Annotated in this window: 15 protein-coding genes; 2 read left to right on the top strand and 13 right to left on the bottom strand. The window is 63.1% G+C overall.

The window, feature by feature from the left end; all coding sequences use genetic code 11:
• Window positions 1–60: 60 nt before the first annotated feature.
• The 8 genes from QYS36_RS18485 to ppsA form a co-directional block, all read right to left on the bottom strand.
• On the bottom strand, window positions 61–1,041 hold the full coding sequence (locus QYS36_RS18485; RefSeq protein ID WP_074888455.1) for an OmpA family protein: 981 nt from the start codon (window positions 1,039–1,041) through the stop codon (window positions 61–63).
• A 105-nt stretch (window positions 1,042–1,146) separates the two neighbouring features.
• Entirely contained in the window at window positions 1,147–1,737 is a 591-nt protein-coding gene (gene sigX / locus QYS36_RS18480) for an RNA polymerase sigma factor SigX (RefSeq protein ID WP_308840854.1), read from the bottom strand.
• Between the two features lie 89 nt (window positions 1,738–1,826).
• Complete coding sequence (locus QYS36_RS18475; protein ID WP_308840853.1) at window positions 1,827–2,651, bottom strand: mechanosensitive ion channel domain-containing protein; 825 nt, start codon at window positions 2,649–2,651, stop codon at window positions 1,827–1,829.
• A 1-nt stretch (window position 2,652) separates the two neighbouring features.
• A complete protein-coding gene (locus tag QYS36_RS18470) occupies window positions 2,653–2,901 on the bottom strand; it encodes a CrfX protein (RefSeq protein WP_308841385.1) in 249 nt (82 codons plus the stop codon).
• Between the two features lie 54 nt (window positions 2,902–2,955).
• Window positions 2,956–3,951 (bottom strand): zinc transporter ZntB, encoded by a 996-nt coding sequence (locus tag QYS36_RS18465; RefSeq protein ID WP_308840852.1) that lies wholly within the window; start codon window positions 3,949–3,951, stop codon window positions 2,956–2,958.
• Between the two features lie 39 nt (window positions 3,952–3,990).
• A complete protein-coding gene (rraA, locus tag QYS36_RS18460) occupies window positions 3,991–4,476 on the bottom strand; it encodes a ribonuclease E activity regulator RraA (RefSeq protein WP_308840851.1) in 486 nt (161 codons plus the stop codon).
• Window positions 4,477–4,554: 78 nt separating this feature from the next.
• The gene (locus QYS36_RS18455) at window positions 4,555–5,559 is read right to left on the bottom strand and encodes an alpha/beta fold hydrolase (RefSeq protein WP_308840850.1); all 1,005 of its coding nucleotides are present in this window, start codon (window positions 5,557–5,559) and stop codon (window positions 4,555–4,557) included.
• Between the two features lie 204 nt (window positions 5,560–5,763).
• Complete coding sequence (gene ppsA, locus QYS36_RS18450) at window positions 5,764–8,136, bottom strand: phosphoenolpyruvate synthase (protein ID WP_308840849.1); 2,373 nt, start codon at window positions 8,134–8,136, stop codon at window positions 5,764–5,766.
• Window positions 8,137–8,313: 177 nt separating this feature from the next.
• Here ppsA and QYS36_RS18445 point away from each other — a divergent pair, with 177 nt between their 5' ends.
• Window positions 8,314–9,132, top strand: a complete 819-nt coding sequence (locus tag QYS36_RS18445) for a pyruvate, water dikinase regulatory protein (RefSeq protein ID WP_308840848.1) — start codon at window positions 8,314–8,316, stop codon at window positions 9,130–9,132.
• 22 nt (window positions 9,133–9,154) lie between these two features.
• On the top strand, window positions 9,155–9,793 hold the full coding sequence (locus QYS36_RS18440; RefSeq protein ID WP_308840847.1) for a LysE family transporter: 639 nt from the start codon (window positions 9,155–9,157) through the stop codon (window positions 9,791–9,793).
• Here the strand turns inward: QYS36_RS18440 and prpF are convergent.
• The 5 genes from prpF to QYS36_RS18415 form a co-directional block, all read right to left on the bottom strand.
• Window positions 9,790–10,968 (bottom strand): 2-methylaconitate cis-trans isomerase PrpF, encoded by a 1,179-nt coding sequence (gene prpF / locus QYS36_RS18435; RefSeq protein WP_308840846.1) that lies wholly within the window; start codon window positions 10,966–10,968, stop codon window positions 9,790–9,792. The genes QYS36_RS18440 and prpF overlap by 4 nt on opposite strands.
• Window positions 10,969–11,149: 181 nt before the next feature.
• Complete coding sequence (acnD, locus tag QYS36_RS18430; protein WP_308841384.1) at window positions 11,150–13,759, bottom strand: Fe/S-dependent 2-methylisocitrate dehydratase AcnD; 2,610 nt, start codon at window positions 13,757–13,759, stop codon at window positions 11,150–11,152.
• Window positions 13,760–13,789: 30 nt separating this feature from the next.
• Window positions 13,790–14,950 carry a 2-methylcitrate synthase gene (gene prpC / locus QYS36_RS18425; protein WP_308840845.1) on the bottom strand — a complete coding sequence of 387 codons (1,161 nt, stop codon included), beginning with the start codon at window positions 14,948–14,950 and terminating at the stop codon, window positions 13,790–13,792.
• A gap of 58 nt (window positions 14,951–15,008) precedes the next feature.
• The gene (gene prpB, locus QYS36_RS18420; RefSeq protein WP_308840844.1) at window positions 15,009–15,893 is read right to left on the bottom strand and encodes a methylisocitrate lyase; all 885 of its coding nucleotides are present in this window, start codon (window positions 15,891–15,893) and stop codon (window positions 15,009–15,011) included.
• On the bottom strand, window positions 15,890–16,624 hold the full coding sequence (locus QYS36_RS18415) for a GntR family transcriptional regulator (RefSeq protein ID WP_308840843.1): 735 nt from the start codon (window positions 16,622–16,624) through the stop codon (window positions 15,890–15,892). The genes prpB and QYS36_RS18415 overlap by 4 nt, the downstream gene beginning before the upstream one ends.
• Window positions 16,625–16,919 lie beyond the last annotated feature (295 nt).

Here is a 16,919-nt window from a genome sequence, read left to right as displayed (position 1 = left end):
CTTTTCTGCAGGCAAAGAAAAACCCGGCCTAAGCCGGGTTTTTTTTGATGCCTGAGCCTATTACTGGGCTTGGGCTTCTACTTCAGCTTCTACGCGACGGTTGATAGCGCGGCCTTCTTCGGTAGCGTTGTCAGCAACCGGACGGGACTCGCCGTAACCAACGGAGTTGACGCGATCAGCGCCTACGCCGTACTGGTTGACCAGCACGTCACGAACAGCGTTTGCACGACGCTCGGACAGCTTCTGGTTGTAAGCGTCAGTACCGACGGAGTCAGTGTGACCCTCAACGGTGGTGCTGGTTTGCGGATACTGGTTCATGAAGTCAGCCAGGTTCTTGATATCACCGTAGCTTTCTTGCTTGACAGCAGCCTTGTCGAAGTCGAATTTCACGTCCAGTTCGACGCGAACGACTTGCGGAGCTTCTTCAACGACCGGAGCCGGTGCCGGAACTGGCTCTGGAGCCGGCTCGGTTACCTGAGCAACCTGACGGGTGCTGCCGCCGAAGTTCAGACCGACACCCACGCCGGCTTGCCATTCGGTGTCACCTTTGTCGATGTTGTACAGGGCTTCAACGCCAGCACGAGCGTACAGCATCTCGGTGAAGTAGTACTTCGCGCCGCCGCCAACGATGGCCAGAGTGGAAGTGTCACGACCGCCTTTGTTGGCGTCGCCGATGCTCTGGTGACCAACGCCGCCGGAGACGTATGGACGCAGACCTACACCCGGCTGGCCGAAGTGGTAGAGAGCTTTAAGATCAGTCAGGTTGCCCTTGATGTTCTTGCTGCCAGCAGCGCCTTCGCCACGCAGGTCGTGGTACTCGCCGTACGACAGTGCCAGCTCGACATCGTCGGTCAGGTAGTAACCAACGCTTGCGCCGAACAGGTTGCCTTCGTCGTGAGCGAAATCACGCTGAACGTCGGTGAAGTAGCGGTTGGCAAAGCCTTCCACCTCGACAGCGCCTTGGCCTTGAGCCAGCACGCCCATGGAGGTAGCGGCTACCAAGGAGCCAATGACTACGCCTAAGGTGTTTTTCAGTTTCATCCGTTAAATCCCCATCTATGAGTGATTGATCCGCATGCAGGTAGACATGCGAGTCTGCGGTAAGTTTAACAAAACTCACCTTTGCCAGTTAAAGCCTGCACCGAACTAACTTTCGGTAATACCTGCAAACTTTTCCCGCAATCGGTCCAATGCGCGCTTGTAGCGCATTTTGGTTGCGCTGAGCCCCATGTGCATGATGTCGGCGATCTCCTGAAACTCCAGCTCTGCGACAAAACGCAGCACCAGAATCTCCCGGTCGATCGGATTCACGTGCACAAGCCAGCGATCCAAACCACCTGGATCCTCTATCTTCGGCGCCTTTTCTTCCGACGCTTCTTCCAGAGGATCCAAACTCAGCGCATCCATCAAACGACGTTTGCGACGCTCCTTGCGGTACTGAGTGATGCATTCGTTGTAGGTAATGCTGTAGAGCCAGGTCTTGAACTTCGATTTACCCTCGAAGTTCTTCAGCCCATAAAGAACCTTGAGCATCACTTCCTGACAGACATCGTCGGCATCGCGATCGTTCCCTAAATATCGCGCACATACATTGAACAGGGTGCGCTGGTAACGACGCATCAATTCTTCGTAAGCGCGCGTTACATGGAACAGCTCGTCATGGGCACGCGCCACCAGCTCCTCGTCGGAGAGCTCGCGTGGGTCATAGCGCAGTGACGGTGATTGGGGTGCGTTCAAAGCAGGTCGGGCCAACGGTCAGGACGAAAACAGCCAGCGCCTGTTCGTACAGGCCGCTGGCTGGGCGCATAGGGTAGCAGAAATGCCCCTTAGCGGCTGCTTACCCGCTGCTCGAGCAGCACGCGATTGGACAACGAGACCAATTCCCCCGAGTCCGTCAGCACCGTGGTCTTGACCGTACCGATCTCCTCGATCTGCCCTTCGACGCCGCCCACCTCTATTTGCTGGCCGACCTGATACAGCTCACGCACATAGATGCCGGCCAGGATCTGGCTCGCCAACTCGCGGCTGCCCAGCCCCAGCGCCAGCGCCACGGCCAGGCCGACGGAAATCAGCACGATGGCGATGACGTTGTTGAGCAGGTCGGTCTTCACCTCCAGCTGGCCGATGGCCACGGAGATGCTGATGATGATCACCAGGCCCTGGGCCAGGCGCGCCAGGCCATGGGCATATTCCAGCCCGACGCCTTCGGCGGCGCCACGCACCAGGCCGCTGAGCAAATGGGCGAGCAGCACGCCGGCAAGCAGGATCAGCGCCGCACCGAATACCTTGGGCAGGTACAGCGCCAGGACGTCGAGGGTGGCCGAAACGCGCTCCAGGCCCAGCGACTCGGCAGCCGAGACCAGGAATATCAGCAGCACGAACCAGTAGACGATCTTGCCGATCAGGGTCGAAACCGGCACCTGGAAACCGGCGCGCCCCAGGATCTTGGTCAGCCCGGTGCCGGCCATCAGGCGATCCAGGCCCAGCTTGCCAAGCAGTTTGGACAGCAAGGTGTCGAGCAGCTTGGCGACGATGAAGCCCAGCAGCACCAGCACCAGCGCCACGAACAGATTGGGAATGAAGCTGGCGACTTTCGTCCACAGCGCCGTCATCGCGGCGACCAGGCTATGAGTCCAGGGATCGAGTTCCATTTCATTGAGCCTTATCGGAAGAACGAGCAGAAGCACGGCGGCGTGACACCGGTGCGACATGGGAAGAGCCATTGTTGAGGGCGATCATCAGGGCGCTGGCCCAGTGGCCCATCAAGCCGAACAGGTCGCCCGCGCCCACCTGGCGGTTGGCGGTTTTCAGGACGCGGTTCAGGCAGGCATCGTCGTCGCGCGCTGGCGAAGACGAGGCTTTCAACAAATCACGCAGAGATTCTTCAAATGGATCGTGCATGGCAGACCTCACAGAACGTCTCCGCTAGACGAAGCGGCTGCGCGGCGAGTCACATCAGACCCATCGCAGGCGGCGAAACAGCAGCCACTGGCCCAGACCGATCAGCACCATCAACAGGCACGCGATCAGGAAGCCATAGGGGCTCTCGGCACCGGGAATGCCACCGACGTTGATGCCCAAGAGACCGGTGACGAAACTCATGGGCAGGAAGATGCAGGTGATGATGCCGAAGCGGAACATGATGTGGTTCATGCGCACGTCCAGCCGGCGGTTCTCCGTTTCCAGCAGCAGGCCGATGCGCTCGCGCGTCAGCTCCAGCTCCTCGAGATAGCGCAGCAGGCGGTTGTTGAGCTCGTTCCAGTACAGGCTGTCTTCGTGGCTGAGCCAGGGCAACTGGCTGCGCGTGAGCTGTGCGTAGATATCCCGCTGCGGCGACAGGAAGCGCCGCAAACCGGCGGCGCGGCGACGGATATGCAGCAACAGGCCGTGATCGGGCAAGCTGCGCTCGTTGCCATCGACCTGCTCTTCCTGCCCGTCGACCAGGTCGGAGAGCCCGGTCACCAGATCCTCGACCTTGTCGGTGAGGTAATCACTGAGCTGCAGGATCAGCTCGGAGGCATTTCGCGGGCCCTTGCCCGCCTGCAGCCGCTCGATTAGGTCTTCGGTGGCGCGCAGCGGCCGCAAGCGCAACGAGATCACCCGCTGCGCATCCGCGAAAATACGCACCGAGACCATGTCCTCGGGCTCGGCCCCGGGGTTGAGGTTGACCCCGCGCAGGAACAGCAGCAATTCGTCGTCCGGCAGTGGCAAGGCGCGCGGGCGGGTATTTTCCTCGAGCAGCAGGTCGCAGGCGAACTCGCTCAACCCACTGTCGTGGCGCAGCCAGCTCTGGGTCTGCGGGTGGCTGCGATCCCAGTGCAGCCACAGGCTCTGCCCCTCCTCGAGCTGCAAGGCGTCGAGCTGCTCGCGGGCCACCGCCTGGGCGCCGCCCCTGCCGTCCAGCACGAAGCCATGTACCAGGCCCCACTGCGCGTTGTCTTCCTCGTGCATCCATCCCTCTCGATAACTGCCAGGCGATTGAATACCCGGTTACTCGGTTTGCAGCGCCTGGGGTGAAACGATGATGCCGTTGTTGTCGGCATACAGGTATTCGCCGGGGCGGAAGGTGACGCCGCCAAAATTGACCACCACGTTGAGGTCGCCCAGGCCACGCTTGTCGGTCTTCATCGGGTGGCTGCCCAGGGCCTGCACGCCCAGATGGGTCTGCGCCAGCACGTCGACGTCCCGCACGCAGCCGTAGATCACCATGCCTTCCCAGCCGTTGCTGGCGGCCTTTTCGGCGATCATGTCGCCCAGCAACGCGCAGCGCAAAGATGCCCCACCGTCGACTACCAGCACCTTGCCGGCACCCGGCTGGTCGGCCTGGGACTTGACCAGGGAATTGTCCTCGAAGCATTTGACGGTGACGATCTGCCCGCCAAACGAGTCGCGGCCGCCGAAGTTGCTGAACATCGGCTCCACGACGCTGACCAGTTCCGGGTTGGCGTCACACAGATCGGGCGTGCTGTAGTGCATGGCGAAACTCCTGGTTGGTGTTCGAAGCCTGCAGCATAGCCTTATCCGCCATGCCTCGGACACTCTCGGCACGCCGTATCACGGCACCGCGGCAATCGCCGCGCCGCCCGGCTCATCCGCCTCAGGGCGGGGCGATTGGCGCTCACCCATCAGCCAGCGCAGCACCAGCGGCCATACTTCGTCCTGGGCCGGCTTGCTGACCAGCATCTGCACGTGATCGTAGTCATGGGCAAAGCCCTGGCCACGCCCCAGATTGACGAACGTGCGGTCTGCCGAGGCAAATTGCTCGAACAAGGCGCGACAGGCCTCGGGCGGAGATTGCCGGTCGGCGTCACTGACCACCACCAGCAGCGGTACGGCGACCCTTTGCAGCCCGGCCCACCAGTCCTGCTCGGCATCGCCGAAACGCCCGAACAGGCGGTGCCAGCGCAGGGTTTCCAGGGCGATGCCGATCGGCTCGTCCTCCGGCCCGCGCTTGAGCCGCGCCCCCGAGAGCACCGCCAATCGTTTGAGCAGCAGGCGTGCGAGCCACTCGACGGGGGGCACCTTGAGCATCCAGTAACGGCGGCTGACCTCGGCCCCGAACAGCCCCAGGCTGGCCACACCGTGCGGCGCCAGGTAACCGCCGCCCAGGGCTGCAGCCAGTGTCACGCCGCCCAGCGAATGGCCGAGCCAATGGATGGGTGCCGGATTCTGCTCGGCAACGAACGCGGCGATTGCCGGCAGATCGTAGCGGGCGTAGTCGGCCACACAGTTATGCCGGTAGGCCAGGTTGCGCGGCGACAGGCCATGGCCGCGCATCTCGGCGATCCACACATCGAAACCGGCACGCACCAGGTACGGCGCCAGGCCAATGCCGCCCGGCGAGTACCAGAAACGCCGATTGGAAAAGCTGCCATGCAGCAGGATCACCGGCTCGCCACGGGCCTGCTGCTGCCCCGCCAAACCCAGGCGGGTAACGGCCAGTTCGACACTGAAGTCCGGACTGTTGGCCGGTTTGAGGCGGTACACATCTTCACTCAGATCACCACGCAGCTCGGCACTCAGCAACGCTACGGGAAACAACTCACTGCTGCTTTGCATCTTCTTCGCTCTGACCCAACAGACTGCCAGCCCCAGGGATCACCCGCTGGCCGGCAGCAAAATTCAAGATTTCCTAAACGGCCAACGGTGGCCCGCAGGCTTGGCGCCCGCACAGCGACGACCCGAAGGGTGGCCGCCAGGGAGGGTAGGCCACAAAAAAGGGCAGGTAGAACCTGCCCTCGGGTCATCCTTCACACCATTGGATCAGCTGGGCTGACCTTCGGCCAGGAAGAACCAGGTTTCCAGTACCGAATCCGGGTTCAGGGAAACGCTTTCGATGCCCTGCTCCATCAGCCAGCGCGCCAGGTCCGGGTGGTCCGACGGGCCCTGACCGCAAATGCCGATGTACTTGCCGGCCTTGTTGCATGCCTGGATGGCGTTCGACAGCAGCTTCTTGACCGCCGGGTTACGCTCATCGAACAGATGCGCAACGATCCCGGAATCGCGATCCAGGCCCAGGGTCAGCTGGGTCAGGTCGTTGGAGCCGATGGAGAAACCGTCGAAGTACTCGAGGAACTCCTCGGCCAGGATGGCGTTGGACGGCAGCTCACACATCATGATGACCTTCAGGCCATCCTGGCCGCGCGCCAGGCCATTCTCGGCCAGCAGGTCGACCACCTGCTTGGCTTCGCCCAGGGTGCGCACGAACGGCACCATGATCTCGACGTTGCTCAGGCCCATCTCGTTGCGGACCTTCTTCAGCGCCCGGCACTCGAGCTCGAAGCAGTCCCGGAACGACTCGCTGATGTAGCGCGAGGCGCCGCGGAAGCCGAGCATCGGGTTCTCTTCTTCCGGCTCGTACAGCTTGCCGCCGATCAGGTTGGCGTATTCGTTGGACTTGAAGTCGGACAGGCGCACGATGACCTTTTTCGGCCAGAACGCCGCGGCCAGGGTGCTGATGCCCTCGACCAGCTTCTCGACGTAGAAATTCACCGGGTCGTCGTAGCCGGCAATGCGCTTCTCGACGCTTTCGCGGATTTCCGGCGGCAGACCGTCCATGTTCAGCAGCGCCTTGGGGTGCACGCCGATCATGCGGTTGATGATGAACTCCAGGCGCGCCAGGCCGATACCGGCGTTGGGCAGCTGGGCGAAGTCGAAGGCACGATCCGGGTTGCCGACGTTCATCATGATCTTGAACGGCAGATCGGGCATGGCGTCGATGGAGTTCTGGCGGATGTCGAAGCCCAGCTCGCCCTCGAAAATGAAGCCCGTGTCGCCTTCGGCGCAGGAAACCGTCACGCCCTGGCCGTCACGCAGGGCGTGGGTGGCATTGCCGCAACCGACCACCGCCGGAATACCCAGCTCACGGGCGATGATCGCCGCATGGCAGGTACGCCCGCCACGGTTGGTGACGATGGCGCTGGCGCGCTTCATCACCGGTTCCCAGTCCGGGTCGGTCATGTCGGAAACCAGCACGTCGCCAGGCTGCACCTTGTCCATCTCGGACACGTCGTTGATCACCCGCACCTTGCCGGCGCCGATCTTCTGGCCAATGGCGCGGCCTTCGACCAGTACGGTGCCTTTTTCCTTGAGCAGGTAGCGCTCCATCACGGTGGCGCTGGCACGGCTCTTCACGGTTTCCGGACGGGCCTGAACGATGTACAGCTTGCCGTCGTCACCGTCCTTGGCCCACTCGATGTCCATCGGGCGGCCGTAGTGCTTCTCGATGATCATCGCCTGCTTGGCCAGTTCGCTGACCTCGGCATCGCTCAGGCAGAAGCGCGCGCGGTCGGCGCGGTCGACATCGACCACCTTGACCGACTTGCCGGCCTTGGCTTCGTCGCCGTAGATCATCTTGATCGCCTTGCTGCCCAGGTTGCGGCGCAGGATCGCCGGACGGCCGGCTTCCAGGGTCTGCTTGTGGACATAGAATTCGTCAGGGTTGACCGCGCCCTGCACCACCGTCTCACCCAGGCCGTAGGCGCCGGTGATGAACACCACATCGCGAAAGCCCGATTCGGTGTCGAGGGTGAACATCACGCCGGCGGTGCCGGTTTCCGAACGCACCATGCGCTGCACGCCGGCAGACAGGGCGACCAGTTTGTGGTCGAAGCCCTGGTGCACGCGGTAGGCGATGGCGCGGTCGTTGAACAGCGAGGCGAAGACTTCCTTGGCGGCGCGGATGACGTTCTCGACGCCGCGGATGTTCAGGAAGGTTTCCTGCTGACCGGCAAAGGAGGCATCCGGCAGGTCTTCGGCGGTGGCCGAGGACCGCACGGCTACCGCCATGTTGTCGTTGCCGTTGGCCATGGCGGCGAAGGCGGTGCGAATCTGCTCGTTGAGCTCGGCCGGGAATTCGGCCTCCATCACCCACTGGCGAATCTGCGCACCGGTCTTGGCCAGGGCGTTGACGTCGTCGACGTCCAGGGCGTCCAGCGCTTCGTGGATCTGCGCATTGAGGCCGCTCTGCTCGAGGAAGTCGCGATAGGCCTGGGCCGTCGTGGCGAAACCACCGGGAACCGAAACGCCAGCGCCCGCCAGGTTGCTGATCATCTCGCCGAGGGAGGCGTTCTTGCCCCCTACATGCTCGACGTCGTGATTGCCGAGCTTATCGAGGGAAACTACGTACTCTGCCAAGGTGATCTCTCCACTTCAGTGTTGGAAAAGCTCATGGGCTGGAAACGCCGTCGGCATGCGCCGGGTGGACAATGGCCTGGCCCTGGAAAATAAGTAACAATGCAAACCCATCAGGGCCGGCAAAAAACCGACCTATCATAGCCAAGATTCGTTCCCAGCTTATAGGCCATTTGCGCAATGACACGAACCGCGTACTTCATCTCCGACGGCACCGGTATCACCGCAGAAGCATTGGGGCAAAGCCTGCTGGCCCAGTTCGACACCATCGGCTTCACCAAGCTCACGCGGCCCTACGTGGACAGCGTCGAAAAGGCGCGCGCCATGGTACAACAAATCAATAATGCCGCCGACAAGGATGGCGCCAACCCGATCATCTTCGCCACCATCGTAGACCAGCAGGTTCACGATATCCTGGCCGAGTCGCGCGGTTTCATGATCGACATCTTCTCGACCTTCCTGGCGCCGCTGGAGCAGGAACTCGCCTCGCACTCGTCGTATTCGGTAGGCAAGTCGCACTCGATCAGTGGCAACGCCAACTACATGGAGCGCATCGAGGCGGTCAACTTCGCCCTCGACAACGACGATGGCGCGCGCACCCATTACTATGACAAGGCCGACCTGATCCTGGTCGGCGTGTCGCGTTGCGGCAAGACCCCGACCTGCCTGTACATGGCCATGCAGTACGGCATCCGCGCCGCCAACTACCCGCTCACCGAGGACGACATGGAACGCCTGCAACTGCCGGCCTCGCTGAAGAAATACCGCGAGAAGCTGTTTGGCCTGACCATCGACCCCGACCGCCTGGCGGCGATTCGCAACGAGCGCAAGCCCAACAGCCGCTACGCCAGCTACGCTCAGTGCGAATTCGAGGTGCGCGAAGTGGAAAGCCTGTTCCGCCGCGAATCGATCGCGTTCATCGACTCCACGCATTTCTCGGTCGAGGAAATCTCCGCCAAGATCCTGGTGGAAAAAGGCGTCGAACGCCGCTTCAAGTAACCGCCCCTGTGAGGGACTTGCCATGATGCTGTCCGATGCCGTGCTGTTCGCCCCGCTCGCCTTTGTGATCGCGCTGACGCCGGGGCCCAACAACTTCTGTGCGATGAACAACGGCATTCGTCACGGCATTGCCGCGGCCCTGCTGGCCACCACCGGGCGGGTGGCGGCGTTCAGCATCTTTCTGAGCATTTCCGCCGTTGGCCTGGGCGCCATGCTGCTGGCGTCGGAAACCGCCTTCACGGTGATCAAGTGGGTCGGCGCGCTGTACCTGCTGTATCTGGGTATCAGCGCCTGGCGCAGCCGTGAGTTCAGCGGCCTGGATCTTGAAGGCGCCGTGCCCGCCGTGCAGCCGCAGCGCCAGCTCGGCAAGCTGATGCTGCAGGAGTTCCTGATCGGCATCAGCAATCCCAAGGCTATCCTGCTGTTCGCCGCGGTGTTCCCGCAGTTCATCAAGCCGGGCCAGCCTGCCATCGAGCAATTCGTCTACCTGGGTGCCACCTACCTGCTGGCCGAATACGCGGCTTCCCTGGTCTATGCCCTGTTCGGCCGGCAGATCCGCCGCTTTATCCGCACGCGGCGAGGGGCGCAGCGCTTGAATCGCACCACCGGCGCCTTTTTCATGGGCGCCGGCGGCCTGCTGCTGAGCACCACTCAGCGCTAGCCTGGTACGCGAACCCAGCCTTCCATCAGAATTCGTGCGCTGCGGCTCATGATCGCCTTGGTGACCGCCCACCTGCCATTCACCTGAGTGGCCTCGGCGCCGACCCGCAAGGTGCCGGAAGGATGCCCAAAACGCACCGCCTGCCGCTCACCGCCGCCAGCAGCCTGGTTGACCAGGGTGCCGGGTACCGCCGCCGCCGCGCCGATGGCCACCGCGCAGGTGCCCATCATGGCGTGATGCAGCTTGCCCATGGACAGCGCCCGTACCAGCAGATCCACCTCACCCGCCTCGACCGTCTTGCCGCTTGAGGCGGTGTAGTTTTTCGGTGGGCTGACGAAGGCGATCTTGGGGGTGTGCTGGCGAGTCAGCGCCTCCTCCGGCGTCGTGATCAAGCCCATGCGCAGTGCCCCGGCCACACGAATCTGCTCGAAACGCGCCAGCTGCGCCGGGTCCGCGTTGATGTCGTCGCGCAGCTCGGTGCCTTGATAGCCGATATCCACCGCGTTGACGAAGATGGTCGGAATACCCGCAGAGATCATGGTCGCCTTGAAAGTACCGATGCCGGGCACTTCGAGGTCGTCCACCCGATTGCCGGTGGGAAACATCGAGCCGCCCTGCTCGCCATCATCGGACGGGTCGAGAAACTCCAGCACGATCTCCGCCGCCGGGAAGGTCACCCCATCGAGTTCGAAATCGCCGGTTTCCTGCACCTGACCGTCGGTGATCGGTACGTGGGCGATGATGGTTTTCTGAATATTGGCCTGCCAGATACGCACCACGCAGGTGCCGTTGTGCGGAACACGTGACGGATCGAGCAAGCCAGCGTGGATGGCGAAAGCGCCAGCCCCGGTAGACAGGTTGCCGCAATTGCCGCTCCAGTCGACGAAGGCCTTGTCGATCGACACCTGGCCGTAGAGGTAGTCGACATCGTGACCGGGCTGGCTGCTTTTCGACAGGATCACGCATTTGGAGGTACTCGAGGTCGCGCCGCCCATGCCATCGATCTGCGCCGAGTACGGGTCGGGGCTGCCGATCACCCGCATGAACAACTTGTCGCGGGCCTCGCCCGCAACCTGGCATTGCTCGGGAAGATCCTGCAAACGGAAGAACACGCCCTTGCTGGTACCGCCACGCATATAGGTGGCGGGAATTTTCACTTGCGGCAGATAAGCCATGAGTGCAGTCCTGATAGGAAGTGATGGTGCTGGCTTTTCCCGGATGGCATCCGGGCTACGCGATTGCCTCCCCTCTCCCGCTTGCAGGAGAGGGGCTGGGGTAGTCGTAGGGTAGGCGCCTTTTCCATCCACCGTGGAGACGCCCGTGGTGGATCGGTAAAGCGTGATCCACCCTACATGGTCAAGCTACCCCACCTTCGAGGAAGTCCTTGGCGAAGCGCTGCAGCACGCCGCCGGCCTTGTACACGCTGACGTCGGCCGCGGTATCCAGGCGGCAGGTCACCGGCACCTGCAGCACTTCGCCGTTGCGGCGGTTGACCACCAGGGTCAGCTCGCCGCGTGCCGTGATATCGCCCTGGATGTCATAGGTCTCGGTACCATCCAGCCCCAGGGTCAGGCGCGTGGTACCCGGCTTGAACTCCACCGGCAATACGCCCATGCCCACCAGGTTGGTGCGGTGGATGCGCTCGAAGCCTTCGGCGACGATCACCTCGACACCGGCCAGGCGCACGCCCTTGGCTGCCCAGTCCCGCGACGAACCCTGGCCGTAGTCGGCACCGGCGACGATGATCAGGTTCTGCTTGCGCTTCATGTAGGTTTCGATGGCTTCCCACATGCGCATCACCTGGCCTTCCGGCTCCACCCGGGCCAACGAGCCCTGCTTCACCTGCCCGTCGACCACGGCCATTTCATTGACCAGTTGCGGGTTGGCGAAGGTGGCGCGTTGCGCGGTCAAATGGTCGCCCCGGTGGGTGGCGTAGGAGTTGAAGTCCTCCTCCGGCAGGCCCATTTTCGCCAGGTACTCACCGGCGGCCGAGTCCGCCAGGATGGCGTTGGACGGCGACAGGTGGTCGGTGGTGATGTTGTCCGGCAGGATCGCCAGCGGGCGCATGCCCTTGAGCGTGCGCTCGCCGGCCAGGGCGCCTTCCCAGTACGGCGGGCGGCGGATATAGGTGGACATCGGGCGCCAGTCGTACAGCGGGCTTTCCGCCTCCTGCACGCTGCCCAGGTCGAACATCGGGATGTAGATCTGCTTGAACTGCTCGGGCTTCACGCTCGCAGCGACGATGGCATCGATCTCCTCGTCGCTCGGCCACAGGTCCTTCAGGGTGATGGGGTTGCCCTGGGCGTCGGTACCCAGCGGGTCCTGCTCGATATCGAAACGCACGGTGCCGGCGATGGCATAGGCCACCACCAACGGCGGCGAAGCCAGGAAGGCCTGCTTGGCGTAAGGATGTATACGCCCGTCGAAGTTGCGGTTACCCGAGAGCACGGCAGTGGCGTACAGGTCGCGGTCGATGATTTCCTTCTGGATCACCGGGTCCAGCGCGCCGGACATGCCGTTGCAGGTGGTGCAGGCGTAGGCGACGATGCCAAAGCCGAGCTTCTCCAGCTCCGCCAGCAGCCCAGCCTCCTCCAGATACAGCTTGGCGACTTTCGAACCTGGAGCAAACGAGGTCTTCACCCAGGGCTTGCGCACCAGGCCCAGCGCGTTGGCCTTCTTCGCCACCAGGCCGGCTGCGATGACGTTGCGCGGGTTGGAGGTGTTGGTGCAACTGGTGATGGCGGCGATGATCACCGCGCCATCGGGCATCAGCCCTTGGGCTTCCTCGCCTTTGCCGGCTTGCAGCTTGGCTTCGTCGGCGATGCCGCGCTCGGCCAGCGCCGAGGTGGGCAGGCGGCGGTGCGGGTTGCTCGGGCCGGCCATGTTGCGCACCACGCTGCCCAGGTCGAAGCGCAGCACACGCTCGTACTCGGCGGTTTGCAGCGCGTCGCTCCACAGCCCCAGGGTCTTGGCGTAGTGCTCCACCAGCGCCACCTGCTCCGGCTCGCGGCCGGTGAGCTTGAGGTAGTCGATGGTCTGGCCGTCGATATAGAACATCGAAGCGGTGGCGCCGTATTCCGGGCACATGTTGGAGATGGTCGCGCGGTCGCCGATGGACAGGCTGTCCGCACCTTCGCCAAAGAATTCGACCCAGGCACCCACCACCCTTTCCTTGCGCAGGAACTCGGTGATCGCCAGCACGATATCGGTGGCGGTGATGCCGGGCTGGCGCTTACCGGTCAGCTCGACGCCAACGATATCCGGCAAGCGCATCATCGACGGATGGCCAAGCATCACCGTTTCGGCTTCCAGGCCGCCGACGCCGATGGCGATCACGCCAAGCGCATCGACGTGCGGGGTGTGCGAGTCGGTACCGACGCAGGTGTCAGGAAACGCGACGCCGCCACGCGCCTGAATCACCGGGCTCATCTTCTCCAGGTTGATCTGGTGCATGATGCCGTTGCCGGCCGGGATCACGTCGACGTTCTTGAACGCGGTCCTGGTCCAGTCGATGAAGTGGAAGCGGTCCTCGTTGCGGCGATCCTCGATGGCGCGGTTCTTCTCGAAGGCGTCCGGGTCGAAGCCCGGCGCCTCGACTGCCAGGGAGTGGTCGACGATCAACTGGGTCGGCACCACCGGGTTGACCTTGGCCGGATCACCGCCCTGCTCGGCGATGGCGTCACGCAGGCCGGCCAGGTCGACCAACGCCGTCTGGCCAAGGATGTCGTGGCAGACCACCCGCGCCGGGTACCAGGGAAAGTCCAGGTCGCGCTTGCGGTAGACCAGTTGCTCAAGGGCGGCAGTCAGGTCCTGCGGCTCGCAGCGGCGCACCAGTTGCTCGGCGAGTACGCGCGAGGTGTAGGGCAGCTTGCTCCAGGCGCCGTTCTGGATCGCCTCGACCGCCTCGCGGGCATCGAAGTAATCCAGCACGGTGCCGGGCAGGCGCTTGCGGTATTGGCTATTCACGGTGTCGTTCATGGTGTTTTCCATGATTGATTATTTGCGGTCCTTGAGCGGCACGAACTTCAGGTCTTCTGGGCCTGTGTAGTTGGCGCTCGGGCGGATGATCTTGCCGTCGATGCGTTGCTCGATGACGTGCGCCGACCAGCCGGCAGTGCGGGCGATGACGAACAGTGGGGTGAACATGGCGGTGGGCACGCCCATCATGTGGTAGCTGACGGCACTGAACCAGTCGAGGTTGGGGAACATCTTCTTGATGTCCCACATGATGGTCTCCAGGCGCTCGGCGATGTCGAACATCTTGTTGTTGCCCTGCTCGGCCGACAGCTCCCGCGCGACTTCCTTGATCACCTTGTTGCGCGGGTCGCTGACGGTGTAGACCGGGTGACCAAAGCCGATCACCACTTCCTTGCGCCCTACCCGCTCGCGAATGTCGGCCTCGGCCTCGTCCGGGCTGTCGTAGCGCTTCTGCACCTCGAAGGCCACCTCGTTGGCGCCGCCGTGTTTCGGCCCACGCAAGGCGCCGATGCCGCCGGCGATGGCGGAAAACAGGTCCGAGCCGGTGCCGGCGATCACCCGCGAGGTGAAGGTCGACGCGTTGAACTCGTGCTCGGCATACAGGTTCAGCGAGGTGTGCATGGCGCGTACCCAGGAATCGCGAGGCGCTTCGCCATGCAACAGATGCAGGAAATGCCCGCCGATGGAGTCGTCATCGGTCTCCACCTCGATGCGCTTGCCGTTGTGGCTGAAGTGGTACCAATACAGCAGCATCGAGCCGAGTGAGGCCATCAGTTTGTCAGCGATATCCCGCGCACCGGGATGGTTGTGATCATCCTTTTCCGGCGCCAGGCAACCGAGCACCGAGACACCGGTGCGCATCACGTCCATCGGGTGCGCCGAAGGCGGCAGCTGCTCCAGCGCGACCTTGAGTGCTGCCGGCAAACCCCGCAGCGCCCTGAGCTTGGCCTTGTAGCTCGCCAATTCGGCCACGGTGGGCAGTTTGCCGTGTACCAGCAGGTGAGCGATTTCCTCGAATTCGCAGCTGTTGGCCACATCAAGAATGTCGTAACCGCGGTAATGCAGGTCATTGCCGGTGCGGCCCACGGTGCACAGGGCGGTGTTGCCGGCAGCGGTGCCGCTCAGGGCGACGGACTTCTTCGGCTTGAAGCCGGGGACGCTGGTGTCGGTGGCGCTCATCAGTCTCTCCTTTCATCCCCAGGGGATGTCTTGTTGTTATGCACGGGCCGCCAGGCGATCACTTCTTGGCGGCGAACAGCGCATCGAGCTTCTGCTCGAAGGCGTGATAACCGATACGCTCATACAACTCGGCGCGGGTCTGCATCTGCTCGACCACGTCCTGCTGGTGACCTTTCTGGCGAATCGAGGTGTACACGCTTTCCGCCGCCTTGTTGGCCGCGCGAAAGGCCGACAGCGGGTAGAGCTGGATGGCCACCCCGACGGATGCCAGCTCCTCGCGGGTGAACAGCGGCGTGGCGCCGAACTCGGTGATATTGGCCAGAATCGGCACCTTGAGCGCCTCGACGAAGCGCTGGTAGGTGGGCAGATCAACGGCAGCCTCGGCGAAGATGCCATCCGCGCCCGCTTCCACATAGCGCTGGCAGCGCTCGATGGCAGCGTCCACACCCTCGGCCTGGATGGCATCGGTGCGGGCGATCAGGAAGAACTCCGGGTCGGTTCTGGCATCGGCGGCCGCCTTGACCCGGTCGACCATCTCCTCGCAGGAGACGATTTCCTTGCCCGGGCGGTGGCCGCAGCGCTTGGCACCGACCTGGTCCTCGATATGGGCGGCAGCCGCACCGGCCTTGATCAGGCTCTTGATGGTGCGCTCGATATTGAAGGCGCTGGGGCCGAAGCCGGTATCGATGTCCACCAGCAGCGGCAGGTCGCAGACGTCGGTAATGCGGCGCACATCGATCAGCACGTCTTCCAGGGTGTTGATGCCCAGATCCGGCAGGCCCAGGGAACCCGCCGCCACACCGCCACCGGACAGGTAGATGGCCTTGAAGCCGGCTCGTTGGGCCAGCAGCGCATGGTTGGCGTTGATCGCACCGATCACCTGCAACGGTGCTTCGGCGGCAAGGGCCTGACGAAAACGCTGGCCGGCGGAAAGCTGGGTCATGAGTCACCTCGAGTCTTGGACGGTTTGGCGAGCGCCACCTGCCCGACCTGGGCCTGGTAATGACGTTCGATATTGCGCTTGGAAGCGCCGATATGACGGCGCATCAGTAGTTCGGCCAGCTCGCCGTCACGGTCGGCGATGGCGTCGAGAATGCGGTGGTGTTCGGCGAAGGCCTGGTGCGGCCGGTTGGGCGTGGCGGAAAACTGCAGGCGGTACATGCGCACCAGCTGATACAGCTCATCGCACAGCAACTTGGCCAGGGTGCGGTTGCCGCTGCCCTGGATGATCCGGTAGTGGAAGTCGAAGTCGCCTTCCTGCTGGTAGTAACCGACGCCGGCCTGGAACGCCGCATCCTGCTCGTGCAGCTCCAGCACCCGGCGCAAGTCGTCGATCTGCTCCTGGCTCATGCGCTCGGCAGCTTGGCGGCAAGCCATGCCTTCCAGGGATTCGCGAATCTCGTACAACTCGATCAGTTCGGCATGGCTGAGCGACACCACCCGGGCGCCGACATGGGGAATGCGCACCAACAGCTTCTGCCCCTCCAGCCGATGGATCGCCTCGCGCAACGGCCCGCGGCTGATGCCATAGGTGCGCGCCAGCTCGGGCTCGGAAATCTTGCTGCCCGGCGCCATCTCGCCGCGCACGATGGCCAGCTGTATCTGCCGGAAGACGTTTTCGGCCAGCGTTCCAGCATCTTCCTCAATTTCGACGCTTTCGGGAGCTTCCAGCATATTGTCGACACTCCTATCAATTAAGCGGTAGATAAATCGGTATTGGCAAAAAATTCAAGTCACTTTGTCGACAATATGCACTCCACCACGGCGAGCCTCGATAACCGTCGCGCCTGCCAGACCACAACGGGCAGTGTCTGGGCGAGCGCTGTTCCTGGCTGCGCCGAGGCTTCCCTCGCTGCCTGGCTCGTAGCGAAACGCCGGCAGGTCACAGCGATTTGCCCGAACCAGCACATTATCTGCGGCCGATACCCTGGCGAGTGCCTGCCGCGCGCCACACATGCGATTGTCAGCA

The organism is Pseudomonas sp. G34 (assembly GCF_031119625.1).
Lineage (GTDB): Bacteria > Pseudomonadota > Gammaproteobacteria > Pseudomonadales > Pseudomonadaceae > Aquipseudomonas.
This window is presented reverse-complemented; position numbering and strand designations above follow the sequence as displayed.